Origin of the sequence: Mesorhizobium qingshengii (assembly GCF_027563465.1) — a bacterium.
In the GTDB taxonomy this organism is placed as follows: Bacteria; Pseudomonadota; Alphaproteobacteria; order Rhizobiales; family Rhizobiaceae; genus Mesorhizobium; species Mesorhizobium qingshengii_A.
On the sequence record NZ_JAPFQA010000003.1, the window covers coordinates 235,610 to 260,008 of the forward strand.

Genomic DNA, 24,399 nt, shown 5'->3' on the forward strand with positions numbered 1-24,399 from the left:
TTCAGCGGGCCTGTTTCCTGAGAAGTGCCGCTCCGAGGCCGAGCAACACGGGGATGGCGATGAGGAGTGGCAAGAACGCGCTGGAAAGGTCGTCAAAGCCGAGTGCCTTCGAGAAGGCGCCACGCGAGATGATGACAAAATAGGTCGTCGGATAGATCTGGCCAATGAAGGCACCCACGCCCTGGAGCGACGAGACGGGATCGATCATGCCCGAATATTGCGAGGCCGGGATCATCGTGGCCAGCGCGGTTCCGAAGATCGCCGCGATCTGGCTGCTCATGAAGGTCGAGAGCAGCAGCCCCATCCCCGTCGTGACGATGACATAAAGAAACGCGGCGGCGGCGAAGGTTGCAAAACTGCCGGTGAATGGCACGCCAAAGATGAAGATGGCAAAGGCCGTCAGCAGCAGGAAGTTCAGCATCGCGAGCACGACATAGGGAATCTGCTTGCCGAGCAGGAACTCGAACCTTGTGACCGGCGTGACGTAGAAATTGATGATCGAGCCGAGTTCCTTTTCGCGCACGACGCTCAGCACGGCCAGCATCGACGGTATCAACAGGAGAAGCATCGGGATCACTGCCGGAACAATGGCATCGAGGCTCCGGACATCTGGGTTGTAGCGGTAGCGGATCGCCAGCTGAAAATTGCCGACCGTGGCCGCGTCGCCATAGATTTCGCGTGCCTTCTGCGCAAGCCAGCCCGCGTGCATGCCTTGGACGTACCCGCGCACGGTCTCGGCGCGCGTCGGCATGGCGCCGTCGATCCACGCGCCGATGGTAACGTTGCGGCCGCGCGCCAGGTCGCGGCCGAAGCCGGGCGGAATCTCGATCGCCAGGCTGAGTTCGCCGTCTTCCATGCGCCGGTCAAGATCGGCGTAGTCCGAGATAGGCGCCTTTTCGGTGAAATATCGCGAGCCGGCGATTTGCTGCACGTAGTCGCGGCTGATTGCCGTATCGTCGTGGTCGAGGACGGCGAACGTCATGTTCTCCACGTCCATGTTGATGCCGTAGCCCACGACGAGCATCAGGACGAGCGTGCCGACGATGGCGAGCGTGGCGCGGATCGGATCGTGCAGGAGTTCGAGCGCCTCGCGCCGCGTGTAGGCGAACATGCGGCGGGGATCGAAGAAGCGATTGCCACGCTTTTCCCGCGGATGCTTCGTCCACCCTTCCGGCGTGCCGGCGGGGCGTCCCGGTTCAGTCCCGGCATCTGGCGATGCGGTCTCCTTCGCGCCGGCCGCGCTCTCCAGATAGCGGATGAAAGCCTCTTCAAGCGTCGGCGCCGCGCGGTTCTGGACGATCATCGCCGGCGTATCGGTGACGAGAACCCTGCCTGCATGCATCAACGAAACACGGTCGCAACGTTCCGCCTCGTTCATGAAGTGCGTCGAGACGAAGATCGTCACGTTCTGCTTGCGCGATAGTTCGGAGAGGATTTGCCAGAACCCGTCGCGGGCGACCGGGTCCACACCGGATGTCGGTTCGTCGAGGATCAGGATATCGGGGGAGTGGATCATCGCCACGGCAAGCGACAGCCGCTGCCGGATTCCGAGCGGCAGGGCATCGGGAAGCGCGTCCATATGGCCGGCGAGATCGAAGCGCTGCGCCATCTCCGCGATCCTTTGTGGGATGGCGTCTGGAGCCATGCCGAAGAGGCGGGCATGAAGTTCGAGGTTCTGACGGACCGTCAGCTCGGAATAAAGCGAGAATCCCTGCGACATGTAGCCGACGCGCCGCCGAACTTCGATGTCATTCGGGTCTATCTCGCGTCCGAAGAGCCGGGCCTTGCCTTCGCTTGCCTGAAGCAGACCGGTCAGCATCTTCATGGTGGTCGTCTTGCCGCAGCCATTCGAGCCCAGGAAGCCGAAGATCTCGCCCCGCTCGATACGGAAACTCACGTCGTCGACGGCGGTGAAATCGCCGAACCGCATGGTGAGATGTTCCGCCTCGATGGCAGCTTCGCCGTCGGTGCCCACGGGCCGGGGCGGGATGACCACCTGTTGATAGCCGTCCCGCCTTTCCTGCGGAAGGAGTGCGATAAAGGCCTCGTCGAGGTCAGGCGCGCCTGTCCGCTCAAGCAGCTCCGACGGCGATCCGGAAGCCAGCACGCGGCCCCCGTCCATTGCGATCAGCCAGTCGAATCGGGCGGCTTCCTCCATGTAGGCGGTTGCAACAATGACGCTCATTCCAGGGCGACCGCGGCGGATCTGGTCAATCAGCTCCCAGAACTGACGACGCGACAAAGGATCGACACCGGTCGTTGGCTCGTCAAGGATGAGGAGGTCGGGATCATGGATAAGGGCGCAGCAGAGGCCGAGCTTCTGCTTCATGCCACCGGAAAGCTTGCCTGCCTGTCGGGCAGTGAAGGGCGCCAGCCCCGTGCTCTGCAGAAGCTCGCCGATGCGGCGCTCCCGCTCATCCCGGCTATGCCCGAACAAGCGTCCGAAGAAGTCGATGTTGTCGAAGACGGACAGCGTCGGATAGAGATTCTTGCCCAGGCCTTGCGGCATATACGCAATCCTGGGGTACGTGATCTGTCGATGGCGGACGTCGGCCATGTTGCCGCCAAGCACCTCGATTCGTCCTTGCTGTATTGCCCGCGCTCCCGCGATCAAGGAAAGCAGACTGGACTTGCCGACGCCGTCGGGCCCGATCAGGCCAACCATGCAGCCGGCAGGTATGTCCAATGTGATGCCGTCCAGCGCCCGGGCCCTGCCATAGGAATGGCCGACCCCCTCCAGCCGTGCGACCGGCTGTGAAGGAAGGCTTGCGGTGGCGCTCGGCCACGCGCTCATTGAGCGAGCTTTCCCTGGAGTTTGGCCGGCCACGCAACCTGCGGATCCAGCCGGATATAGGCCATGCCCGGCAAGCCGGTCTTCACCTGCTGGATGTACTTGCGCAGCAGGTCCGGTGAAATCTGCGCCTTAATCCGGAACATCAGCTTCAGGCGCTCTTCCTCGGTCTCGACCGTTTTTGGCGTGAATTGGGCGACGTCAGCGACGTAGGTGGCCTTGGCAGGGATCACATATTGCGGGACTGCGTCGAGCACGAGGCGGACCTCCGTGCCGATCGCCACACGGCCTGCCTGGGCCGTCGGCAGGAAGAACGTCATGTAGACGTCGCCGAGATCGACGAGATTGAGCACGCGCCCACCGGCGGACAGGACTTCTCCAGGCTCCGCCACCCGGTACTGCACTCGTCCGTCGCGCGGAGACCTGAGCGTGGAGTCGTCGATGTCGGCATCGATGCTCTCGATCGCGGCCTGGGCCGCGTCGACCGCCGCCTTGGCGTCGATGACCTGAGCCTTTGCGGCGTTGATGGCGGCATCGCTTGCCGCTTGCTGCGCTTGCGCCGCAGCCACCGCAGCCTTTGCCCCCTGCGCGGTTGCGCGGTCGTTGTCGAGAACCTGCTGGGAAATGGTATTGTTGGTGGCAAGCTGCTCAGTGCGCACCAGCGTGCGTTCCGCGGCGTCCAATTGGGCTTCGCGCTGTGCGACGACCGCGGCCGCGGCCGTTCTTTCGGCTTCGCGCTGCGTCACCAGGCTGTTGGCGGTCTCCACGCCGATTGCAGCGCGTTGCAACTGCGCTCCGGCCTGACGGCGCTGGGCCTCCAGCTGCACGGTGTCCATGCGGGCAAGCACTTGGCCAGCTTTGACGAAATCGCCTTCATCGACAAGGATTTCCTTGATCCGGCCCGGCGCTTTCGTCGACACGTCGATCTCGACCGCTTCTATGCGGCCATTCCCGCTCGCTATGCCTTCCGGCAGATTGCCGGCCCTGGATTTCTGCCATGCGTAGTAACCACCCGCGCCAAGAGCGATCAGAAGGCCAGCGATCAGCCATATCCGCCGAGAGTTCATCACCGAAGGACTCCCGCGGCACCGGCCGGCTTCGGAAAAGCTCTCCCCGGATTCGGGGCGTTTTCCTCCACAAGGGCGCGCGCGAATCTCATGCCCCTGCCATCGCCGCAGTTCGGGCGAAGCGGATCTGATTTGTTCAGGGCTTGATGTGATGTCGACCATGGCGAGGACTCCGCTTGGGGGGCTGATTACACGAAGCCAAACCAGAGAGCAGCCGCGACGGCCTTGATCCGCGTCAATCGTTGGCGGGCGCCTGAACTGTCTGGACGCCGACATCGTTCGCCGCGGCGCTTCGGTCGACCCCGTACAGGCCCGCCTGCGTGCCCGATGTCGTCGGAGTGCGTGGCGTGGGAGTCTGCGGCGGAATCCGCCGGTTTGCGTGGACACGACCAAACCTCCGTGACGCAACAAGCCCGGCGCCGACGCCAGTGTTGCTTCAGGCTGGCCGATTTGAGCCATATCAAAGGTTCGTGGCCGATAAGGCCTAACTGTGGGTCTTTGACGGCGCCACGCACTCGTTGCCGTCGATCCAATCGAGGTTTTGACCCGTGAAGTTGCAGGCGTTTCTCCCTCTTGTCACATACCCGGACAGCAACTCGGATGCGATCGCATCCAACGCGACGGCGATTGCGGCATATTTGGGCGCTGACCTTCACGCCGAAGTTATCGGCGCCCATATTTCAAACGCCTCGACCGTCATGTCGCGGCTATTGCCCAAATTGCCCGAGATCATCCGCGAAGCCGAAGCGGCGAGCCGCCAGCGCGGCGAGCACCTGCTCGAGAAGATTCGCGAAGAAGCCGCGAAGAAACCGGTGAAGCTGACCACCGGCATATCGTCGGCCGCGCTGTTGCTGACTGGCGAGGCCGCGGCGATAGAGGCACGGTATTTCGATATCTCGCTGCACGGATGGGAAACCGGCAACTCAACTTCACGGGCGACGGCGGAAGCCGTCATGTTCGGTTCCGGCCGTCCCGCCATTCTCTTGCCGGAGGCCCTGACCATCGGGACGATCGGTCATGTTGCCATCGCCTGGGATGGGAGCCGCGTTGCGGCGCGCGCGGTCGCGGACGCGAAGCCCTTCCTTGAAAGGGCGTCGAAGATCACGGTGTTCACCGTCGTCAACGAAAAGCCGCTTGCGAAAGAAGATGGCGCCGAGGGCCTGGCCGGGGGTCTCAGGAGCAGAGGGCTGGCCGCCGAAGCCGCCTCCATCGACATCGGAGACTACCCGGTCGGGATCGGCCTGCAGGTGCATGCGCTTGAGCGCGGGGCCAATCTGTTGGTGATGGGCGGCTATGGCCATTCTGTCATTCGCGACTTCGTGTTGGGTGGGGCAACCGAGGATGTGCTCGATGATCTCAGGCTGCCGGTGCTCTTCTCACACTGAACCGAGTGTGCGGACGCGTTGTTCATGGTCATTTGTCGGTTCCGTGGTCGATACATTGGCTTGCCCGCCGACGGCGGCTCCGCCGTGAGGCATGGACGCTGCCCCTTTGTTGGGAAACCCGATAGGCTCGCTTGCCTGTGAGACAGCCAGAGATGCCCAAGCCGAGACAGATGTCCGACATGAAACAGATACCCGACAGGAAACAATTGAGATTGCTCGGTGTCCTGGTCGCGACGGCGATCTGCCTGTATGTCTGCTACCTGCTGGCTCTGCCGTTCTTGCCCGCACTGACCTGGGCGTTGGTGCTGGCAATCGTCCTTTATCCGGCCCATCGGTGGGTCGAAGGCAGGCTCGGAAATCGAACCTTGGCCGCACTGATATCGGTCAGCGTTGCGGCGGTTGCCGTGGGCTTGCCGCTGGTCTTCGTAGCGCAGCAGATTGTTCGCGAGGCGATAAACGGAGCCACCTATATCGAGGGGGTCATCCGTGGCTGGAACGCGGATGGCTTCGTGTCGAACTATCCCACGCTTTCGGCCATTGTCGTGTGGATCGAGGACAGGCTCGATCCGGCCGGGTCGGTCGCCGCGTTCGCACAATGGCTGACGGGACAAAGCACGTCGCTGTTGCGCGGTTCGATCAATCAGGTCGTGATGTTTGTCCTGACATTCTATCTGCTGTTCTATTTTCTGCGGGATCGCCAACAGGCCCTTCGGGGCGTCGAGAGCCTCTCACCCCTAGACGCGCCGGAGACGGCCCATATCTTGTCCCGCTTTGCCGAGACCGTACATGCGACCCTTGTCGGCACCGTGTTCGTCGCCGCCGTGCAGGGGGCTCTGGGCGGCCTGATGTTCTGGTGGCTCGGCTTGCCCACTCCGGTCTTCTGGGGCCTGGTGATGGGACTTCTGGCCATCGTGCCCGTGCTGGGCGCGTTCGTGATCTGGGTGCCGGCGGCTATCTATCTCGCGCTGGAGGGGGCCTGGGCCAGCGCCGTGACACTGGCCCTGTGGGGCGGCGTCATCGTCGCGGGCATCGATAATCTGCTCTATCCGATGCTTGTCGGGAACCGGTTGCGGCTCCATACGGTGGTGGCCTTCATCGGCGCGGTCGGCGGCGTCGTCCTGTTCGGAGCATCCGGGCTCGTCCTCGGCCCTGCGGCGATAGCCGTCGCCATCAGCCTCATTGACATCCTCAAGAAGCGGTTGAGCGACCAACCCGAGACCGGATCTGGTCCAGGGGGCGGCACAGAGCTATCGCATCAGGCTGGAGCCGATTGAGCGCGCCGCGGCGGGCCAACTGGAATTCGGACTTGGCGGATCGCGCGACCCTGCGATGGCTTTGGCAGCGGCGAGAGGCCACTATCCCGAACGCTTGCCGGTGGAGAACCGGGCCTCGAAGCCGCTCGACTGTCCAGGCAAGGGGGAAGTCAGCGTCAGTTCTCCGCCCGCACCAGACGCAATTGCCTTGGCAATGGCAAGACCAAGCCCGGTGCCGTCCGCGGTTGTGCGACCACGCTCGAATGGCCGCGAGAGGCGCACGAGCAGTGCCTGTGGGACAGGCGGCCCTCCGTTGGCGACCGTCAGCGCCCCGTCCTGGGACAAGGCAACGTGCACGCGTTCGTCCTGCGGCCCATGTTTCAGGGCGTTTTCGATCAGGTTTCGCGCAAGAATGGCAAATGCGTCCGGATCAATGTCGGACAGGACCGGGGAGGCGGGCATGCTCACGTCAATCCGTCCGGCCGCATGAGTGCCTCTTGCTATTTCATCCACGACCATACCCAGAACCGGCGCGATATCCGTCGCTTTCATCGCCTGAATTCGTCCACCTTCCGCCTTCGCCAGCTGCATCAGCTTTTCCGACAGGCGAGAGAGCCGCCGCAATGCACTTTCGATTTCCAGCGCCCGGTTACGGGCCGCTTTGTCGGTCGTCTCGGCGACCAGCCTTTGTGTCTGAGCCAGCGCAGCGGCCACCGGCGTGCGCAGTTCATGAGCGGAATTGGCGGTGAAGCTGCGTTCGGCGTCGATCGCTCGGCGGAGCCGGTCCAGAAGATGGTTCACGGCCTCCGCTATGGGCTTGATCTCGGAAGGCACTCCATCGGCCGCCACCGGCGCGAGGTCTCCGCCGCCGCGCATCTCGATACCTTTCCGAAATGCTCGGATCGGCGCCATCGAGGCTCGGACAACTCCCCAGATGCCCAGCAGGCTTAGCGGCACAAGCAGGCCGAGGGGCAAGACGAGCCCGACGAGTACCTCATTCGTAACCTCGCGGCGGTGGGCCAGGGGTTCCGCCACCGCGATGGTGACCGTGCCTTGCAACGCGGCATCGAAGTAGATGCGATGCGTTGACGTATTTACGAAGCCCATCGTGGAAAAGGGTGGAAAGACGGCATCGTCGGCCTCGTGCGAGCGAAGCAGGACCGTGCCTTTGGCGTCACGCACCACATAGGTGAAATACTCATCGTGCGGGCGTAGGGTAGCCACGCTCTGCGTGCCTCCCGCGCCGTCGCGCCCGATTATGTCCAGGACGGCCAGCGGAAGGATGCGCTGGGCTGTTTCCTCCAGGGCGCTGTCAAAAACCTCGTCCATCTGGTGGTGCAGATTTCGCGACGTTACGAGCGTTGCCACGACCCATAGCAGCGCAAATACCAATCCCAGCCAAAGAGCAAGCCGCCCCTGCAGACTTCGCGGCACCATCATCATGCCGCGGTCCCGAGTCGATAGCCCACGCCGCGAACTGTATCGATGATCGTGTGGCCAAGCTTCTTGCGCAGCCGACTGACATGGACTTCGATGGTGTTGCTCTCCACTTCGGCGCCGAAAGAATACAGCCGCTCTTCCAGTTGCGCCTTGGACAAGATCAGGCCAGGGCGTTGCACGAAGGTTTCGAACAGGGCCCATTCACGGGCAGTCAAGGTAACGCTCCTGCCTGAGCGTGTGATTGACCTTGCAGCCAGATCGATCCGCAGTTCGCCAATCTCAACGAGCGGGTTTGGGTTGCCAGAATAGCGCCGCGCAACGGCACCCAACCGTGCCGAGAGTTCTGAAAGATCGAAGGGTTTGACCATGTAGTCGTCAGCGCCCGCATTCAGTCCCTCGATACGGTCGGAGATCTGATCGAGCGCGGTCAGGATAATCACCGGCGTGACGTCGCCCTTCTTGCGAAGGTCGCGCAGAAAGCCGATCCCGCGCCCATCCGGCAGCATCAGATCCAGCAGAAGCAGGTCATAGGCCGCGCTGTTGACGTGATCGGCTGCCGCGTCAAGCCGCGTAACCCAGTCCACCGAGTGACCGTCCGCATTGATCTGGTCGCGAACCGCGGCGCCAAGGATCGTATCGTCTTCAATCAACAGTATCCGCATCTACGAATTCCATCAAATTCCTTGGCATACCGATTACGGCCGAAAGCTGACAGCCACCTGAAGAGAAAGACCGGATCAGCTTCAGCTACCCGTCAGAATGGGAGCTTACATGGATCGCATCCAAACCCCGAACGGGAGCGAGAGACATGAAAAGCACCATTCTGATCGCCGCATTTTTTCTAAGTCCAATGGGCGCCAGCTTGGCGGTCGCCGGCGATGACTGCAACCTGCCCATGACGAACTGGCAGCCGCGCGAAGCAGTCCAGAAGATGGCGGAGGCACGAGGCTGGACGGTCCGCCGGATCAAGACGGATGACGGGTGCTACGAGATCAAGGGGCGGGACGAGAACGGCCGCGAGATCGAGGTAAAAGTCGATCCCGGATCGCTGGCAATCGTCGACTTGCAACGCGATGATGACGAGGATGAGGATCGCGGCGGCGCCAGCCAGAATCCGGCGCCCGCCGGCACTGTCACTCCGCCCAACAACGGCCTGTTCAACAATAACTCGGCTCCGAAAGTAGAGGTGAAATGATGGTTCGCGTGTGGGACCCGCTGGTCCGTATCTTCCACTGGAGCCTCGTTGCCAGCTTCGCCATTGCCTGGCTGTCGGCGGAGGAAAGCAATACGCTGCATGAGCAGGCCGGCTATGTTGCCGCTGGCCTGATCGGGTTCCGGTTGATCTGGGGATTCGTCGGCTCTCGCTATGCCCGCTTTGCCCAGTTTCTGAAAGGGCCTGGTACAGTGATCGGCTATCTCAGGGCAATGGTCGCCGGATCCGAGCCCCGACATCTTGGTCACAACCCTGCCGGGGCCGTAATGGTCGTGGCGCTGCTTTTGGGGATGGCCGGGACGGCATGGACCGGCTGGATGATGACCTTGCCGCAATATACCCGCGTTGAATGGGTGAAGGAGGGGCACGAAGCCCTGGCGATTGGCATGCTGTTTCTTGTCGCGCTGCATGTCGGCGGAGTCCTTCTGGCCAGTTGGCGTCATGGTGAGAATCTGGCCCGCGCCATGATCACGGGCCGGAAGCGTCAAGCGGGGCCGACCGACATCGCCTGAGCCCCTGTCCGATACCCCAAAACGCCCCGCTCGCGGGGCGTTTTTAATTGGCCGGCGCCGAACCTGACAGCGACCTGAAGCAGATTCTTCGAGGCCTTCAGGGATGCGTCAGTTGGCACGTCCAGTTTCGAACCATCACAACGCTGTTTCGGAGATACCTATGAAATCGCTCCTTGCGACACTCGCCCTGACCACGGCGCTAACGATACCTGGGCTGGCCATGGCGCGCCCCGTCACGTTGACCACAACGCTCAACGCCTATGGAGGCGACGGTGCCTATCTTGCGCTGTACGTCACCGACGCTGCGGGGGCCTACAAGGGCACACTGTGGATGGCGGGCGGCAAGTCGAAATATTACAGCCATCTCAGTGACTGGAGCCGAGGATCGGCAGGCGACTTCAGCGAGATCAGCGGCATCACCGGTGCAAGCGTGGGAGCGGGCCGGTCGTTGAAGATTACCCTCGACCTTGCCGATGCCCTGTTTGATGCGGGCTATGAACTGCACATCGATGCCGCGGTTGAAGACATGCGCGACAGCCCCTCCGAAGTGGTCGCGCCGCTGACATCCGGTGGAGCAGGTCAGGCCATCTCTGGCCGCCGTTATATCCAGTCCTTCACCTACGATATGTAGCCCCCAAGGGACCAAGGACATTTCCCATGCTGCGGCATCTTCACAAGTTCCCAGGCCTCCTTGCTGTTCTTCTGGTCAGCGCCCTTGCCCTCAGTGGATCGGTCCTCTCGCTCCTGCCTGCACTGGACAGAGCTGGAGCGGTGGCCGCGTCCGGCGCCCAGATCAGCGTTGCCGATCTGGCGGGGCGGATCGCCGTCGACTATCCGGGGGTGGAGCAGATACGACGCACTGCGTCGGGCAAGGTCATTGCGTTCTATTTCGAGAACGGTCGCCCCGCCGCGGTCGTTGTCGACCCGGTCAGTGGCCAGCCCCTTTCCGAATATGCGCCATCGGGATTCGAGCGTTGGGTGACCAATCTTCACAGGTCGTTGTTCCTGGGCGACGGCGGCCGCATTGTTGCGGGTGGCGGAGCGCTGGCCATGCTTGTCCTGGCCCTGTCGGGACTGCAGATGACGGCGCGCCGCATGGGGGGCTGGCGGCATCTGTTCGACCGCGCTCGCGGCACCGGCGCGCAGCGGTTGCATGTCCAGTTTGGACGGCTTGCGTTTGCCGGGCTTGTGTTGTCTTCCGTCACCGCGCTCTACATGTCGCTAGCGACCTTCGAGCTGATCCCCGACGGGATGTCGAAGCCCCTTGCGCCACCGACCGAAGTGAACGGCGGGAAGCCGCTCCCCGTGGATCAGATCGCCGCGCTGCAGGGGATCGACCTGGACCAGTTGCGCGAACTCACCTTTCCCTATGAAGGCGATGCCACGGATGTCTACGCCATCAAGGCGGCAACCGGCGAAGGCGTCATCGATCAGGCCACTGGGCGGATGCTGGCGTGGCAGGACCACGGAATCGCCCGGCAGGTCCACGAACTCATCTACATGCTGCACACGGGGCAGGGGCTGTGGTGGCTCGGCCTGATGCTGGGATTGTCAGCATTAAGCGTGCCCGTCATGGGGGCAACCGGGGCTGTCGTCTGGTGGACCCGCCGCCGCGCTCGTCCGGGCATCGCTGGGAACTGCGCCGCGCAGGCGGCCGATACCGTAATCCTTGTCGGCAGCGAAGGTGGCAGCACGTGGGGATTCGCCCGCACGTTGCACGAGGCGCTGACCGCCGCGGGCCACAAGGTCCATACCGCGCCGATGGACAGCCTTTTGACGTCCTATAGCGCGGCCGAGCGCATGTTCCTGCTGACCGCCACTTACGGCGATGGCGCAGCCCCGGCCACCGCGGGGTCTTTCCTGAAACGGCTTGAAGCGGTCAGGACGTCGCCCGCCTTTCCCGTGGCGATCCTCGGTTTTGGTGACCGGCAATTCCCGAAGTTCTGTCAGTTCACCCAAGATGTCGAGGAGGCACTGGCCGGGAAGGGTTGGGCGTCGCTGATGCCGCTTGAAACGATCGACCGCCAGTCCGCCCAGGAGTTCGCCCGCTGGGGCGAAGCCCTATCCAGAGCCATGGGCGAGGACCTGGCGCTGGTCCATACGGCCGTCCGACCGCAGAGCCATACCCTGACCCTGATCTCGCGCAGCGACTATGGCTCCGAGGTGCAAGCCCCCACCAGCGTCTTCCGGTTTGCCGTCCCCGAGAGCAGCCTGGCGGCTCGCCTGATGGGCCGCGCATGGCCACGGTTTGCCGCTGGAGATCTGGTTGGGATTCTGCCGCCGGACTCCATCTTGCCCCGATATTATTCGCTCGCGAGTTCGACCCGCGACGGCTTCATCGAAATATGCGTACGCAAGCATCCCGGCGGACTGTGCTCGAGCCACCTGCACGGATTGCAGCCGGGCGACACAATCGAAGCCTTCGTCAAGGCGAATCCCGGTTTCCGCCCCGCCCGTGGAAGCAGGCCGGTGGTCCTGATCGGGGCTGGCACCGGTGTCGGGCCGTTGGCAGGCTTCATCCGCGCCAATTCCGCAGGCCGCCCGATGCACCTCTATTTCGGCGGACGCAATCCGTTCTCGGATTTCCTTTATCGGCGCGAGATCGACGGTTGGCTCAAGGATCGGCGGCTCACCAGCCTCACCACCGCCTTCTCGCGCGTCAAAGGTGGCACTTACGTGCAGGACCGTCTGCGGAAAGACGCCGATCACCTCCGCGCCATGATCGCCGACGGTGCACAGATCATGGTGTGCGGGGGTCGCGAGATGGCGGCAGGGGTCATGGGCGCCCTTGCCGAGGTGCTCGCGCCGGCGGGCCTCACCCCCATCGCGCTCAAGGCCCAAGGGAGGTATGTTGAAGATGTCTACTGACCTTGCCCGCCACGCGTTGAGCGGCGCCACGATGGGAACACGGTGGTCGACGCTTCTCCATGCGCCACCCGCGACCGACATCGCCGCGCTCTCGGCCGCCCTGGCCCGCGCTGTCGACCGCGTCGACCGCCAGATGTCCACATGGAAGCCGGACAGCGACCTGATGCGCCTGAATGCGGCGGCGCCGGGCATCTGGGTGCCCCTGCCCGCCGAGCTTATGCGGGTTTTGGCCAAGGGGCTGGAGATCGGGCGCGCCTCGGGAGGAGCTTTCGATATCGGCCTGGGAAGCCTGGTCAATATCTGGGGTTTCGGTCCGGTGGGGACGAAGCCAGACGCCGCGGCTATCCAGGCTGCCCTGCGCAAGGAGCAACCGCCATGTCACGAGATGCTCGAACTGGATATGGCGGATGGGCGCGCGCGCAAACACGCACAATTGCAACTGGATCTATCGGGCATCGCCAAGGGTCATGGCGTGGACGAGATGATGCGGGTTGTCACGGCTTTCGGAGTGGCCAACGCACTCGTCGGCCTTGACGGAGAGCTCAAGGCGTGCGGCACCAAACCGGACGGCGCGCCTTGGAGGGTGGCCGTGGAAAAGCCCGACTACGAGACACGCGGCCCGTTGGGTGTGATCACCTTGCGGGACGCCGCTGTCGCGACCTCCGGCGACTACCGGCACTGGGTGGATATGGGCGGAAAGCGCTTGTCCCATGCGATGGACCGATCGCGCGGCGGTCCGGCTGACAATGGAACCGCATCGGTGTCGGTCGTCGCCTCAAGCTGCATGGACGCCGATGCGTGGGCTACGGCGCTCATGGTTCTCGGAGCGGTGGAAGGAAAGGCCCTCGCTTTGAAGCAAGGCCTCGACGCGCTGTTTATCCAGCGCACTGGCGAAGAGCTCGTCCAGATCGCTGTCGGCCCTGTCTTCGGGCCTGCCCACGCAGGGCCGAAATAGATCGCTCGGCAATCAAGCATGCCGGTCGTGGCGGCGCTTGATCGATGTCAATGACACCTGCTCTCTGCGGCGCAAGACGTGAACTTTGACTTACCGGGAAAGACGTCGAGCGCCATGCGGCACATCAAGATTGCATTCTGGGGCCTGCTGGTACTGCTGAGCATTCTATGGCTGGCCGCCGAACCTTCGGTATTCCAACCGGAGAGTTTCATGGCTCTTCGCGGTGCAATGGTCCAGTACAGCGGTGTCATCGCCATGGGCGTGATGAGCGTCGCGATGGTCCTGGCGCTGCGTCCGCGCTGGCCGGAACGGTGGTTCGGCGGGTTGGACAAGATGTACCGCTTGCACAAGTGGCTCGGCATCGCGGCATTGGTTGTCTCCGTGGTTCACTGGCTCTGGAGCCAGGGGCCGAAATGGGCGATCGGGTGGGGCTGGCTGGAGCGTCCGGCACGCGGCGAGAGACCAGCGGTCGAAAACCCGGTCGAGGCGTTCTTCATGAGCTTGCGCGGTTCCGCGGAAGGGCTGGGCGAATGGGTATTCTATGCCGCCGTGCTGCTGATCGCCTTGGCGCTGCTCAAGTATTTTCCCTACCGGCTCTTCTACAAGACACACCGCCTTCTCGCGGTCGCCTATCTTGTGCTGGTTTTCCACGCGGTCGTGCTGACCGAGTTCCGCTACTGGACCTCGCCGATTGGCGTGGCGATGGCGCTGCTCCTGGCGGCGGGCACCTATGCGGCGGCGATCGTGCTGCTCCGTCGCGTCGGTGCTGGCCGGAAGGTTCAGGGCAGGATCGCCTCGCTTCACTACTATCCTGGCGTACGAGCTCTCGAGACCGAGATCGAGGTGCCGCACGGATGGCCGGGCCACAAGCCCGGTCAGTTCGCCTTCGCGACATCGGACAGCTCCGAAGGCGCGCACCCCTACACCATCGCCTCGGGCTGGAACGACAAGGATCGCAGGATCACCTTTGTTACCAAGGAACTGGGAGACCATACCGGCCGGTTGCGCGAAAAGCTGCGCATCGGGCAAGATGTAAAGATCGAAGGGCCATATGGCTGTTTCGACTTCGATAACGGCCAGCCGCGACAAATCTGGATCGGTGGCGGCATCGGCATCACGCCGTTCATTGCCGGCATGAAGCACATCGCACTGGAGCGGCATGCGAAGCCGGATCGGCCCTCACTGGCGATCGACCTGTTTCATACGACCGCCGACTACGACGAGGCAGCCATCGCCAAGCTGAAAGCAGACGCCGAGGCCGCGAACATCCGCCTGCATGTCCTGGTCGACACTCGCGATGGGCTCCTGACTGGCGACCGCATCCGGGCCGAAGTGCCGGAATGGCACGTGGCCAGCATCTGGTTCTGCGGTCCCGCGGGCTTCGGCGAGGCGCTGCGCAAGGATTTTGCCGCGCACGGGTTGCCCGTGGAGGAGCGGTTTCACCAGGAATTGTTCGCCATGAGATAAGGGTACTCGCAAGCCTCTCTCCAGTCCGGCAGAAACGGCATTTTTTGACGGTATGTCGGGGAGGGGGCTGTTCGCATGCCGCATGAACTCACAACCATCCAACCTTCGGCGACCTGACCGCCGCTGGGACGCATTTGCGGTGGATCAAAGCCCGCCTCGTCCATGCCGGCTAGGAATGTTGCGAACGGTGGCCGTTTGGCCCTGCGGCAACGGAGGCGAGATCCAATGAAGCTTATGGCAACCCTCTGTCTGGCGACCTATCCAGATGCGAACTCCCTGGCAATTGCCGCGAACTCGGTTGCCGTCGTGAAGCAGCTCGACGCGACGCTTCATGCAATCGCCATCAACGTCGATATTCCCGACGTTTCGAACGCGCTGTCGCGCTACCTGCTCGATCTCCCCAGCAAGATCCGGGAGGTCGAGGCGACCAGCCGCAGGCATGGCAAGACCTTGCTGGAGGCCGTGGCCAAGGAGGCCTCACAAGGCGCGGTGGTCCTGACCACGCAGGAGATCGCGGCGGCGCCGGCCCTGATGGGCGATGTCGCCGCAAACCAGTGCCGCTACTTAGATCTCTGTCTCGTCGGCCTGGCACCTGACAATCCGGCGGCGCGCATGATCGCCGAGGCCATACTGTTCGGTGCGGGCCGGCCGACGCTCCTTCTCCCCGACGCAATGGATGTCGGTGCGCTTGACCATGTCGTCATCGCCTGGGACGGCAGCCGCGTGGCGGCACGGGCCGTCGCCGACGCACGGCCGTTCCTGGAGCGGGCCTCGAGGGTAACCATCGTCAGCGCGACCGACGAAAAGCCGCTGCCTGGAAAGGATATCGGCGAACGCCTTGCCGAGGGCCTGAGGATGCGCGGACTGACGGCCGATGCCGCATCGATCCAGGCTGGAGATCGTTCGATCGGCGCCGCTCTCCAGGAGCATGCCCTCAAGATCGGCGGCAACCTGCTGGTCATGGGTGGATATGGCCATTCGCGGGTCAGGGACTTCGTGCTCGGCGGCGCAACGGAGGGTGTCCTCGCCGACCTGCGCCTGCCTGTCCTGCTGTCGCACTAGGGATCGGTGGCATGAGCGGCAATCGCGGCGCCGATCCTGTTCTACGCTGCCACGGCGCTGCCCACGGCGTTACCGGCTCTTGCTATGAGATCGAAACGCCGCGCGCACGGGTTCTCGTCGACTGCGGCCTCTTCCAGGGGTCGAAGTCCGAGCGGGCGTTGAACTATGGCGCGTTCCCGTTCCCGCCGGAGGCGATTGACGCCGTCATCCTGACGCATGCGCATATCGACCACAGCGGCCTTCTGCCGAAACTGGTCAAGCAGGGTTTTTCCGGTCCGATCCATACGACCAGGGCCACGATCGATCTTTGCTCGGTCATGCTGCCGGATGCCGCGCATATCCAGGAGACGGAGGTGGAACATCTGAACCGTCGCAACGCGCAGCGCGGGTTGCCGCTGGTCGAGCCGATCTACAGGCTCCAGGATGCCGCCGCATGCATGACCTTGTTCCGGGCCCTGGAATATGGCGAATGGACCGCCGTCGCCGAGGGTCTTCGTGCCCGCTTCTGGAACGCTGGCCATTTGCTCGGTTCCGCCTCCGTCGAGCTCGAGATCGACCTGGATCATCAGAACACGCCGATGCGCCTGTTGTTTTCAGGCGACATTGGACCCGGCCACAAGCTGCTGCAGACCGATCCGGAGGGTCCGGCCGGTGTCGACTATCTCGTCTGCGAATCCACCTATGGCGACCGGGACCGTCCGGATGTCTCGCCGGAACAGCGGCGATCCATGCTCGGCGACGTGGTGCGTGGCGCTGCCGAGGCGAGCGGCCCGCTTATCGTTCCCTCCTTCGCCGTCGAGCGGACACAGGAATTGCTGGTGGACCTCTATCAGCTCATGAAGTCAGGAGAGGTGCCGACAGCCCCGGTCTTCGTCGACTCGCCGCTGGCGACCCGCGCCAGCGCGATATTCGAGCGGCATGCCGACGACATCGAACAGGGCGACGTGCTGCGTCAGGCTCTCGGTTCACCCCAACTGCGCTTCACCGAAACCGTGGAACAAAGCAAGGCGATCAACCGCCTGACTGGCTTCTTTGTGGTGATCGCCGCCAGCGGCATGTGCGACGCTGGGCGCATTCGTCATCATCTCAAGGCAAACCTGTGGCGCAGGAACGCCACGGTGATGATGGCGGGGTACCAGGCCCAGGGGTCGCTTGGCAGGATCCTGCTCGACGGCGCGCGGCGCGTGCGCATTCAGGGCGAAGAGGTCGAGGTCAAGGCACGTATCAGCCTATTCGACCTTTATTCCGGCCACGCCGATGCCGGCGAACTGGTCGCTTGGGTCAAGGCCCGAGGTCCGGTGAAGCAGGCGGTGTTCCTGACGCATGGCGAGGAAGCTGGACTTGGCGGCCTGCGCGGAAGGCTCGCAGGGTTGATCCCCGACGACAGGATCATCATGCCGAGGCTGGACGATGCTTTCCAATTGACACCCGGCGGCTGTCTGCCGATCGACGTCAATGAGCCGCGCCGCCTGAAGCCGGAGAAGATTGCCCGCCTTGATTGGCACAATGATCTTTCAAAACTTCTCCTCGACGTCACCGAGGTGGTCAATGCCGCGGCCGACGACCGAGGTCGCGCCGCCGTCATCAGACGAATGCGGCGCGCGCTTGAAACCGACGGCCAGTAGAGGCCGCTCGAATATTCAGGCTAAGGTAGCGCGGCCGGAAACCCAAAAAGCGGATATCACCGGGCCTGCGGCGCGAAGCCGACATGGTACAAATGTCCGAGATCAGCAGTTTTGCTCTGCGGACCCTCCCTCGACCAAGTGCCGAGCATCCATTTGGCACTACACTATCAGTTCCGGCCCCGCTTGTTCAAAACAGGGCAGTCCGCAAAGCTTGAGGCCCGTTACTATTTCGTCCAGGATGATATCGAGGACCTTTGCGGCGCCGACCTCGCCGGCAACGGCGCCGAACAGGGCGGCTCTGCCGATGGCCGATGCGCGGGCGCCGCGTGCCTTGGCCTTTATGATGTCCATGCCGGTGCGGATACCGGAATCGATTATGATCGGCACCCTGGCACCGAGTGCCTGGTGGATGGCGGGCAACGCATCGATGCTCGATATGGCACCGTCGAGCTGGCGGCCGCCGTGGTTGGACACCCAGATACCGTCGGCGCCGGCCGCCACCAGGTTCGCCGCATCGTGCGGGTGCAAGACACCCTTCACCAGCAGCCGGCCCTTCCACCAGTCACGGATCCGGCGGAAATCGTCCCAGGTGAAGCCGGCATGGAGGTTGCTGCCGACACGCGCGGCGATCGTCAAGCCGGTGCTGGTGTCTCCGAGGTGGCCGCGGACATTCTCGAATCGCGGCAGCCCGCCGCGCAACATGCGTAGCGACCAGCCAGGATGGAGCATGGCTTCCCAGAGATGCCGGGGCGAGGGGCGCAGCGGGATCGATATGCCGTTCCGGAGATCCTTTTCGCGCTTGCCGCCAACCTGCAGATCGACGGTTACAACCAGGGTCGAATAGCCGAATTCTTCCGCTCGCCGCACCAGCTGGCGGTTGAAGTCGAAATCCTTAAGCACGTAGAGCTGGAACCAGAGCGGTCCCTGGACAGCTCTCGCCATGCGTTCGATGCTCGTCGTTGCCATGGTGGACAGCGTGTAGGGGATGCCGCGCGCGGCCGCCGCCCGGGCGATGGCGATGTCGGCCTCGGGCCTGACCAGTGCGCAGGAACCCATCGGGCTGATCACCAGCGGCGCCGGCAGGGTCTCGGACCACAGCGATGTGGAAAGGTCCGGCCGGGAGACGTCGGTCAGCACACGCGGCAGCAGCCTGATTTTCTCGAAATCGCTGCGGTTGGCGTTGAGGGTGAGCTCCTGTCCTGCCCCGCCATCGACGAATTCGAAGACCGACTTCGGCAGGCGGCGGTGGGCAAGGGCGCGGAAATCCTCTGCCGAGACAATGCGATGGAGCGCTGTCACCTCACGTCTCTCCCGCCGTCATCGCCGGTCTGGTCATGACTGCTTAATCCCGGGACCGTCGCGAGCCGGTCACAGACGGCATGGGCTATCTTATGGGTCGACGCGCTGCCTTTCAGGTCGGCGCTGAGAAGGCCGCCAGCCAGGCAGTCTTCCGTCACACGGCGGATGCGACCGGCGGCCCGATTGAGCTTCTCGTCGCCATGTTTGTGGCCAAGCCAGTCCAGCATCAATGCCGCCGAAAGGATCGTCCCATAGGGATTGGCAATACCCTTGCCGGCGATGTCGGGAGCCGAACCGTGCGCGGCCTGGAAGAAGCCGTTCGTCTCGCCGATCTCGGCAGAGGGCGCCATGCCCATTCCGCCGACCGTCGCGGCGGCAAGGTCGGACAGGATGTCGCCGAACATGTTCTCGCTGACGATGACGTTGAAATGGCCGGGCTTCAGCACGAGGTGCATCGCCATGGCGTCGACCAGCGCGTGCTCGGTCGCGATGTCGGGATAGCCCTTCGCCACCTCGTCGAAGACGGAGCGGAAGAAGGCGTAGCTGCGCAGCACGTTGGCCTTGTCGCAGCAGGTGACCCGGCGCACGCCGTCGCGAGGGGCGCCGCTAGACTTGCGCGCCAGTTCGAAGGCCTTGCGCACGATGCGCTCGATGCCGGGGCGCGTCTGCACCAGCGTGTCAACAGCGACCTCGCCGCGCAACAGCGCACCCGAGCCGCGCGCGGCGTAAAGCCCTTCGCTGTTCTCGCGCAGGATGATGAAGTCGATGTCGCCTGCCTTCACCCCGCTCAACGGGCTCGGCACACCTTCGAAGAGTCGGATGGGGCGGATGTTGGCGTAGAGGTCGAGTTCGAAGCGAAGCCTGAGCGTGAAATCCAGCCCTGCTTCGGTGCCGTCCGGGTGGACCACGCCGGGCAGGCCGCCCGCGCCATGCAGGATCGCATCGGCCGCCCGGCAGGCCTGGAAAGTCGGCTCGGGAAAACTCTGGCCGGTCTTCAGGAAGTGCTCCGCACCGGCCGGATACTCGGTGAAGCGCAGCGGGTTGACGGGGCCGAGTGCGGCCTTCACCACCTCGACGGTGGCGGCGCAGACTTCAGGGCCGATGCCGTCGCCATGCACGACCGCGATCTCGTAGACTTCCTTCACCGCCGAACCCCCATGCGCCAGAATCTCAAATGCACTTGCCGCCATCGACGTTGAGGTCGACGCCGGTGATCATGCTGGCCTCGTCGGAACACAGGAAGGCGGCAGCATTGCCCATATCCGCCGGTGTCGACAGCCGGCCGATCGGAATGGTGGCGACGACGCGGGCGCGGTTCTCCTCCCCGGAGCCGATGAAGGTGGACAGGAGCGGCGTGTCGCCGGCGACCGGGTTGATGGCGTTGACGCGGATGCCGAAGGGGGCGAGTTCCACCGCCATCGCGCGGGTGGCGGCGATCGCCCAGCCCTTGGAGGCGTTGTACCAGGTGAGGTTCGGGCGCGGTGAGACGCCGCCGGTGGAGGCGACATTGAGGATGGCGCCCGATCTGAAGGATTTGAAATGCGGGACGACCGCGCGGGCGCCGTTGTAGATCGAGCGCATGTTGACGTTGGCGATCCTGTCGAACAGGCCTTCGTCCATCGTCTCCAGCGGCAGCGGCGGCTGCGCGACGCCGGCATTGTTGACCAGTATGTCGAGGCCGCCAAAGGCCGAGCGGGCGAGATCGGCGGCCGCCACGAAGCTCTCCAGTGTCGAAACGTCGCCGACGATCGGCCGCACATTCTGACCGACCTCGCTCGCGACCCGCGAAGCAGCCTCTCCGTCGCGGTCCATGAGCACGACCAGCGCGCCCTCGGTGATGAATTTCCCGACGATGCCTTCGCCAAAACCCGAACCGCCACCGGTGACGATGGCGACCTTGCCAGCAAGTCTCATATCTGTTCCTCCGTTGACGGCACCATCGGGGAAGTCGCTCGTGTTGCACAGTCCGATTATCTGAACGCCCTTTTAGCTTTCCTGGTTTGAGGTCGGCGGCGGCGGGAGTAATAGTCGCGGCGGAATTCGTGAGGAGGAAGAGATGACGCTGAGCTTCGACCCGAGGGCGAAGGCCACGACGCTTTACCATGGCGAATTCCGGCCGATGTTCATCGGCGGCAAGTGGGTCGCGGCGCAGTCCGGCCAGGAGATGCAGGCGCTCAATCCGGCGACGGGCGAGGTGCTGGCGACGGTGCCGCGCGGCTCGGCCGCCGACATCGATGCGGCGGTCAAGGCCGCGCGCGCGGCCTTCGAAGGGCCCTGGTCCAAATTCTCGCCCTATGAGCGGCAATGCGTGCTCTTGCGCATCGCCGATCTGTTCGAGACGCATTGGGAAGAACTCAGCGTTTCCGACACGCTCGACATGGGCCTACCGATTACGCGCACGCTGGCCAACCGGCGCCGCGTCATCGGCATGCTGCGCTTCTATGCCGGCATGGCGACGGCGCTGCATGGCGAATCCATAGACAATTCGATTCCCGGCGAGATCGTCAGCTTCACAAGGCGCGAGGCGGTCGGCGTTGTCGGCGCCATCATTCCCTGGAACGCGCCGACCGCCGCCTCGATCTGGAAGATCGCGCCGGCACTCGCCACCGGCTGCACCATCGTGCTGAAGCCTTCCGAGGATGCCTCGCTGACTCCGCTTTTGATCGCCAGGCTGATGCAGGAAGCAGGTGTGCCCGATGGCGTCGTCAACATAGTGACCGGCACCGGGGCCGAAGCCGGCGCGCGGCTCGCCGAACATCCCGACGTCAACAAGATCGTCTTCACCGGCTCGACTCTTACCGGACAAGCGATCGCGCGGGCGGGCGTGACCAACCTCAAGCGCGTTTCGCTGGAGCTCGGCGGCAAGTCGCCGATCATCGTCTGCCGCGACGCCGACATCGACAAGGCCGTCCCGGTCGCGGCGATGGCGGTGTTCGTGCATTCGGGCCAGATCTGCATCGCCGGTTCGCGGCTGTTCGTCGCCCGCGAAATCCATGACGAATTCGTGCGCCGGGTCGCCGAGTATGCCGGCAGACTGCGCATCGGCCATGGCATCGACTCGGAGACAGAAATCGGGCCGTTGATCAACGCCAGGCAGGCCGGCAAGGTGGAGGGCTATATCAAGGCCGGCAGCGACGAGGGCGCGCAACTGGTCACCGGCGGATCGCGGCTGACGGGCGAGCTCTATGATGGCGGCAATTTCATCGCGCCCACGGTGTTCGGCGCGGTGTCGGACAAGATGACCATCGCGCGCGAAGAGATCTTCGGCCCGGTGATTTCGGCGATGCCCTTCGACACGCTGGACGAGGCTGTGGCGCGCGCCAATGCGACGCCCTATGGGCTGGCGGCCGGCATCTTCACCACGCATCTCGGCACAGCGCACAAGCTCGCGCGCCGCATCAAGGCCGGCTCGGTGTGGGTCAACATGTACCATGCCATCGACCCGGCCGTGCCGTTCGGTGGCATGAAGATGTCCGGCTATGGCCGCGAGGGCGGCATCGAGCACCTGCACGAATATCTCGAAACCCAAGTCGGTCTGGATCCAGACCGACTGATCACACAATGCCGGCTCAAGCCTGCCTGACGATCCGCCCGATGGCATTGACGAGAAGGCGCGCGGCGGTCAGCGCGGTTATGCCGGCGATGTCATCGGGCGTATGGAATTCGATGAGGTCGAAGCCGACAAGGCGGCCGCGCCGGCTCACGCCCTCGATAAGCCGGATCGCCTGCTGATGGGTCAGTCCGCCCGGTGCGCGGCCGGCGACACCGGGCATCACGCTGGGATCGAGGCCGTCGCAGTCGAGGGTCACGACGATGCGCGCGCCTTCGGGTATGTATTTCAGGGCTGCTTCGATGCCCTCTGCATGGATTTCCCGCGCCGTGACGAGATGCGCGCCCCATTTCCTGGCGGTCTCGACCTCCAGCGGCCGGGCACTGCCGACGCCGCGCATGCCCGCCTGCACGATGCCGGCGACATGCGGCATCTCGCTCGCCCGGCGCATGGTGCTCGAATAGCCGAGCGGCTCTCCATAACGCTCGTCACGCCAGTCGATATGGGCATCGATCTGCAGGATCCAGATCGGGCCATGATCGGCAAAACCGGCGAAGAACGGGATTGGTACGGAATCATCGCCGCCGATCATCAGCGGTGTGGCGCCGGCGGCGAGGATGGCGCGCGTCTTCTCTTCGATCAGCTTGCGGTTGCCGGCATTGTCGAGCGCCGACGTCGGCAGGTCGCCGGCATCGACGCAGCAGGGATCATGGCCAGCAAAGAGCGGGCCGCCGAGGTCGAAGTCCCAGCTGTCCGGGAATTGCGCATCGTCCTGGCTGGCGGCGCGGATTGCGGCCGGCGCGCTGGCGAAACCCGATGGATCGGCACCGGGATAGGTGCTGCCATGCGGAGCGCCGAACAGCACGACGCGTGGTTGTTGGCCGCCGGGCAGTTGCGCGGGAAAGCCGAGAAAGCCGGGAAGCTGGGACATATCGGCGATCCTTTGCAAGCTTTGATGTGCAGCGGTGAAATCAGTTTGCCAGTTCGCGCAGATTGGTGCGGATCAGGTTCATCAGCTGTTCGGAAAACGAATGATGCACATAACCCCGGGCGGTGATGATGCCGACGGAGCGGTGGGCGTCGCGATGGTCGATCGGCACGACGCGCATGCGCTCGTCATTGCGTGAGATGGCGATGCCCGGCACCACGCAGACGCCCAGCCCCGAGGAGGCGAGCGCCACCGCCGTTTGCGCGCTTTCGACCTCATATTGCGGCTTCAGCTCGATGCCCTCAGCCGCCGTCAGCCGGTCGACAAGGCCGCGCACCGCGGTCTTGCGGTTGAGCAGGATGAGGGGATAGCGCAAGAGGTCGGAGAGCAGCAGCTTCTTTTCGCCGCCGTATATTTCGGTGGGAAGGCAGGCCATCAGCGGATCGTCGAGGATCGATTCGAACTGGAAGTCCGTCAGGTTCGGCAGTTCGGGGCCGATGTAGAACTCGACCTCCTGCTGCTGCAAAAGGCCAAGGGCCGCCTGGGGCGGGGTCTCGATGACCTCGACGATCGAGCGGGGATAGCGCAGCTTGAACGTCGCGAGGATATCGCCCAGCCGGCTCGCGGCAAGCGTCGGGGCGCAGGCGATCTGGACCTTGCCCTTGCGGCGCGCGGCGATCTCGGTCAGCCGGTCGAGGCTGGTCTGCACCTGCGACATCGCATTTGCGATCTCTTCGAACAGCACCTGGCCTTCCGGCGTCAGGCTGGCACGCTGCGCGGTACGGATGAAGAGCGAGATGCCGATCTGCTCCTCGAGGTCGCGGATCTGCATCGAGACCGCCGATGGCGAGCGGTTGCTCTCTTCGGCGGCACGACGGAAGCTGCCGTTTTCGGCGGCAAGCAGGAACGTCTGCAGAAGTTTGAGGTTGATGCTGGACATGTCCGCTCGGGCAGGTGATCAGACCTCCTGACGTATTCAGACGC

Annotated in this window: 19 protein-coding genes and 1 pseudogene; 11 read left to right on the plus strand and 9 right to left on the minus strand. The window is 63.9% G+C overall.

Going from position 1 to position 24,399, the window contains the following annotated elements:
• Window position 1: 1 nt before the first annotated feature.
• Together rbbA and OOJ09_RS10120 are read right to left on the minus strand one after the other, a co-directional pair.
• On the minus strand, window positions 2-2,794 hold the full coding sequence (gene rbbA, locus OOJ09_RS10115; protein WP_269905084.1) for a ribosome-associated ATPase/putative transporter RbbA: 2,793 nt from the start codon (window positions 2,792-2,794) through the stop codon (window positions 2-4).
• Window positions 2,791-3,858 carry an HlyD family secretion protein gene (locus OOJ09_RS10120; protein ID WP_269905278.1) on the minus strand — a complete coding sequence of 356 codons (1,068 nt, stop codon included), beginning with the start codon at window positions 3,856-3,858 and terminating at the stop codon, window positions 2,791-2,793. The genes rbbA and OOJ09_RS10120 overlap by 4 nt, the downstream gene beginning before the upstream one ends.
• A gap of 719 nt (window positions 3,859-4,577) precedes the next feature.
• Here OOJ09_RS10120 and OOJ09_RS10125 point away from each other — a divergent pair.
• Together OOJ09_RS10125 and OOJ09_RS10130 are read left to right on the plus strand one after the other, a co-directional pair.
• Window positions 4,578-5,243, plus strand: coding sequence for a universal stress protein (locus OOJ09_RS10125; RefSeq protein ID WP_269905085.1), 666 nt, complete (start codon window positions 4,578-4,580; stop codon window positions 5,241-5,243).
• 179 nt (window positions 5,244-5,422) lie between these two features.
• On the plus strand, window positions 5,423-6,517 hold the full coding sequence (locus OOJ09_RS10130; RefSeq protein ID WP_269905086.1) for an AI-2E family transporter: 1,095 nt from the start codon (window positions 5,423-5,425) through the stop codon (window positions 6,515-6,517).
• A gap of 81 nt (window positions 6,518-6,598) precedes the next feature.
• Here OOJ09_RS10130 and OOJ09_RS10135 read toward each other — a convergent pair whose 3' ends face one another.
• Both OOJ09_RS10135 and OOJ09_RS10140 read right to left on the minus strand, forming a co-directional pair.
• A complete protein-coding gene (locus OOJ09_RS10135; protein ID WP_269905279.1) occupies window positions 6,599-7,936 on the minus strand; it encodes an ATP-binding protein in 1,338 nt (445 codons plus the stop codon).
• Entirely contained in the window at window positions 7,936-8,598 is a 663-nt protein-coding gene (locus OOJ09_RS10140; RefSeq protein ID WP_269905087.1) for a response regulator transcription factor, read from the minus strand. The genes OOJ09_RS10135 and OOJ09_RS10140 overlap by 1 nt, the downstream gene beginning before the upstream one ends.
• 146 nt (window positions 8,599-8,744) lie before the next feature.
• Between OOJ09_RS10140 and OOJ09_RS10145 the strand changes: the two genes are divergently transcribed.
• The 8 genes from OOJ09_RS10145 to OOJ09_RS10180 all read left to right on the plus strand — a co-directional run bounded on the left by OOJ09_RS10145 (window position 8,745) and on the right by OOJ09_RS10180 (window position 17,638).
• Window positions 8,745-9,131, plus strand: a complete 387-nt coding sequence (locus OOJ09_RS10145; RefSeq protein WP_269905088.1) for a PepSY domain-containing protein — start codon at window positions 8,745-8,747, stop codon at window positions 9,129-9,131.
• Window positions 9,131-9,661 (plus strand): cytochrome b/b6 domain-containing protein, encoded by a 531-nt coding sequence (locus OOJ09_RS10150; protein WP_269905280.1) that lies wholly within the window; start codon window positions 9,131-9,133, stop codon window positions 9,659-9,661. The genes OOJ09_RS10145 and OOJ09_RS10150 overlap by 1 nt, the downstream gene beginning before the upstream one ends.
• 160 nt (window positions 9,662-9,821) lie before the next feature.
• A complete protein-coding gene (locus OOJ09_RS10155) occupies window positions 9,822-10,292 on the plus strand; it encodes a DUF2271 domain-containing protein (protein ID WP_269905089.1) in 471 nt (156 codons plus the stop codon).
• Between the two features lie 26 nt (window positions 10,293-10,318).
• The gene (locus tag OOJ09_RS10160; protein WP_269905090.1) at window positions 10,319-12,529 is read left to right on the plus strand and encodes a PepSY domain-containing protein; all 2,211 of its coding nucleotides are present in this window, start codon (window positions 10,319-10,321) and stop codon (window positions 12,527-12,529) included.
• Window positions 12,510-13,484 (plus strand): FAD:protein FMN transferase, encoded by a 975-nt coding sequence (locus OOJ09_RS10165; RefSeq protein ID WP_269905091.1) that lies wholly within the window; start codon window positions 12,510-12,512, stop codon window positions 13,482-13,484. The genes OOJ09_RS10160 and OOJ09_RS10165 overlap by 20 nt, the downstream gene beginning before the upstream one ends.
• A gap of 114 nt (window positions 13,485-13,598) precedes the next feature.
• Window positions 13,599-14,951 carry a ferric reductase-like transmembrane domain-containing protein gene (locus tag OOJ09_RS10170; protein WP_269905281.1) on the plus strand — a complete coding sequence of 451 codons (1,353 nt, stop codon included), beginning with the start codon at window positions 13,599-13,601 and terminating at the stop codon, window positions 14,949-14,951.
• 225 nt (window positions 14,952-15,176) lie between these two features.
• Complete coding sequence (locus OOJ09_RS10175; protein ID WP_269905092.1) at window positions 15,177-16,013, plus strand: universal stress protein; 837 nt, start codon at window positions 15,177-15,179, stop codon at window positions 16,011-16,013.
• Window positions 16,014-16,024: 11 nt separating this feature from the next.
• Window positions 16,025-17,638 (plus strand): MBL fold metallo-hydrolase, encoded by a 1,614-nt coding sequence (locus tag OOJ09_RS10180; protein ID WP_269905093.1) that lies wholly within the window; start codon window positions 16,025-16,027, stop codon window positions 17,636-17,638.
• A 159-nt stretch (window positions 17,639-17,797) separates the two neighbouring features.
• Here the strand turns inward: OOJ09_RS10180 and OOJ09_RS10185 are convergent, their stop codons facing one another.
• The 3 genes from OOJ09_RS10185 to OOJ09_RS10195 are packed head-to-tail and all read right to left on the minus strand — an operon-like array spanning window position 17,798 to window position 20,851.
• On the minus strand, window positions 17,798-18,937 hold the full coding sequence (locus tag OOJ09_RS10185; RefSeq protein WP_269905094.1) for an alpha-hydroxy acid oxidase: 1,140 nt from the start codon (window positions 18,935-18,937) through the stop codon (window positions 17,798-17,800).
• Complete coding sequence (locus OOJ09_RS10190) at window positions 18,934-20,082, minus strand: isocitrate/isopropylmalate dehydrogenase family protein (RefSeq protein WP_269905095.1); 1,149 nt, start codon at window positions 20,080-20,082, stop codon at window positions 18,934-18,936. Before OOJ09_RS10190 ends, OOJ09_RS10185 begins: the two co-directional genes overlap by 4 nt.
• Window positions 20,083-20,107: 25 nt before the next feature.
• Window positions 20,108-20,851: a glucose 1-dehydrogenase gene (locus OOJ09_RS10195; protein WP_269905096.1), complete on the minus strand. Its 744-nt coding sequence runs from the start codon at window positions 20,849-20,851 to the stop codon at window positions 20,108-20,110.
• A 142-nt stretch (window positions 20,852-20,993) separates the two neighbouring features.
• On the opposite strand from OOJ09_RS10195, the pseudogene OOJ09_RS10200 reads away from it, so the two are divergent.
• Window positions 20,994-22,491: pseudogene (locus tag OOJ09_RS10200) on the plus strand (aldehyde dehydrogenase family protein).
• 15 nt (window positions 22,492-22,506) lie between these two features.
• On the opposite strand, the gene OOJ09_RS10205 reads toward OOJ09_RS10200, so the two are convergent.
• Both OOJ09_RS10205 and OOJ09_RS10210 read right to left on the minus strand, forming a co-directional pair.
• On the minus strand, window positions 22,507-23,418 hold the full coding sequence (locus OOJ09_RS10205) for an arginase family protein (protein ID WP_269905098.1): 912 nt from the start codon (window positions 23,416-23,418) through the stop codon (window positions 22,507-22,509).
• A 40-nt stretch (window positions 23,419-23,458) separates the two neighbouring features.
• Window positions 23,459-24,355, minus strand: coding sequence for a LysR family transcriptional regulator (locus OOJ09_RS10210; RefSeq protein ID WP_269905099.1), 897 nt, complete (start codon window positions 24,353-24,355; stop codon window positions 23,459-23,461).
• Between the last annotated feature and the right edge of the window lie 44 nt (window positions 24,356-24,399).

Coding starts and splice junctions, on each gene's coding strand:
- OOJ09_RS10165 (WP_269905091.1), top strand. CDS start 12,510: ATGTTGAAGATGTCTACTGACCTTGCCCGCCACGCGTTGAGCGGCGCC.
- OOJ09_RS10155 (WP_269905089.1), top strand. CDS start 9,822: ATGAAATCGCTCCTTGCGACACTCGCCCTGACCACGGCGCTAACGATA.
- OOJ09_RS10145 (WP_269905088.1), top strand. CDS start 8,745: ATGAAAAGCACCATTCTGATCGCCGCATTTTTTCTAAGTCCAATGGGC.
- OOJ09_RS10195 (WP_269905096.1), bottom strand. CDS start 20,851: ATGAGACTTGCTGGCAAGGTCGCCATCGTCACCGGTGGCGGTTCGGGT.
- OOJ09_RS10160 (WP_269905090.1), top strand. CDS start 10,319: ATGCTGCGGCATCTTCACAAGTTCCCAGGCCTCCTTGCTGTTCTTCTG.
- rbbA (WP_269905084.1), bottom strand. CDS start 2,794: ATGAGCGCGTGGCCGAGCGCCACCGCAAGCCTTCCTTCACAGCCGGTC.
- OOJ09_RS10210 (WP_269905099.1), bottom strand. CDS start 24,355: ATGTCCAGCATCAACCTCAAACTTCTGCAGACGTTCCTGCTTGCCGCC.
- OOJ09_RS10140 (WP_269905087.1), bottom strand. CDS start 8,598: ATGCGGATACTGTTGATTGAAGACGATACGATCCTTGGCGCCGCGGTT.
- OOJ09_RS10205 (WP_269905098.1), bottom strand. CDS start 23,418: ATGTCCCAGCTTCCCGGCTTTCTCGGCTTTCCCGCGCAACTGCCCGGC.
- OOJ09_RS10150 (WP_269905280.1), top strand. CDS start 9,131: ATGGTTCGCGTGTGGGACCCGCTGGTCCGTATCTTCCACTGGAGCCTC.
- OOJ09_RS10175 (WP_269905092.1), top strand. CDS start 15,177: ATGAAGCTTATGGCAACCCTCTGTCTGGCGACCTATCCAGATGCGAAC.
- OOJ09_RS10120 (WP_269905278.1), bottom strand. CDS start 3,858: ATGAACTCTCGGCGGATATGGCTGATCGCTGGCCTTCTGATCGCTCTT.
- OOJ09_RS10170 (WP_269905281.1), top strand. CDS start 13,599: ATGCGGCACATCAAGATTGCATTCTGGGGCCTGCTGGTACTGCTGAGC.
- OOJ09_RS10130 (WP_269905086.1), top strand. CDS start 5,423: ATGAAACAGATACCCGACAGGAAACAATTGAGATTGCTCGGTGTCCTG.
- OOJ09_RS10180 (WP_269905093.1), top strand. CDS start 16,025: ATGAGCGGCAATCGCGGCGCCGATCCTGTTCTACGCTGCCACGGCGCT.
- OOJ09_RS10135 (WP_269905279.1), bottom strand. CDS start 7,936: ATGATGGTGCCGCGAAGTCTGCAGGGGCGGCTTGCTCTTTGGCTGGGA.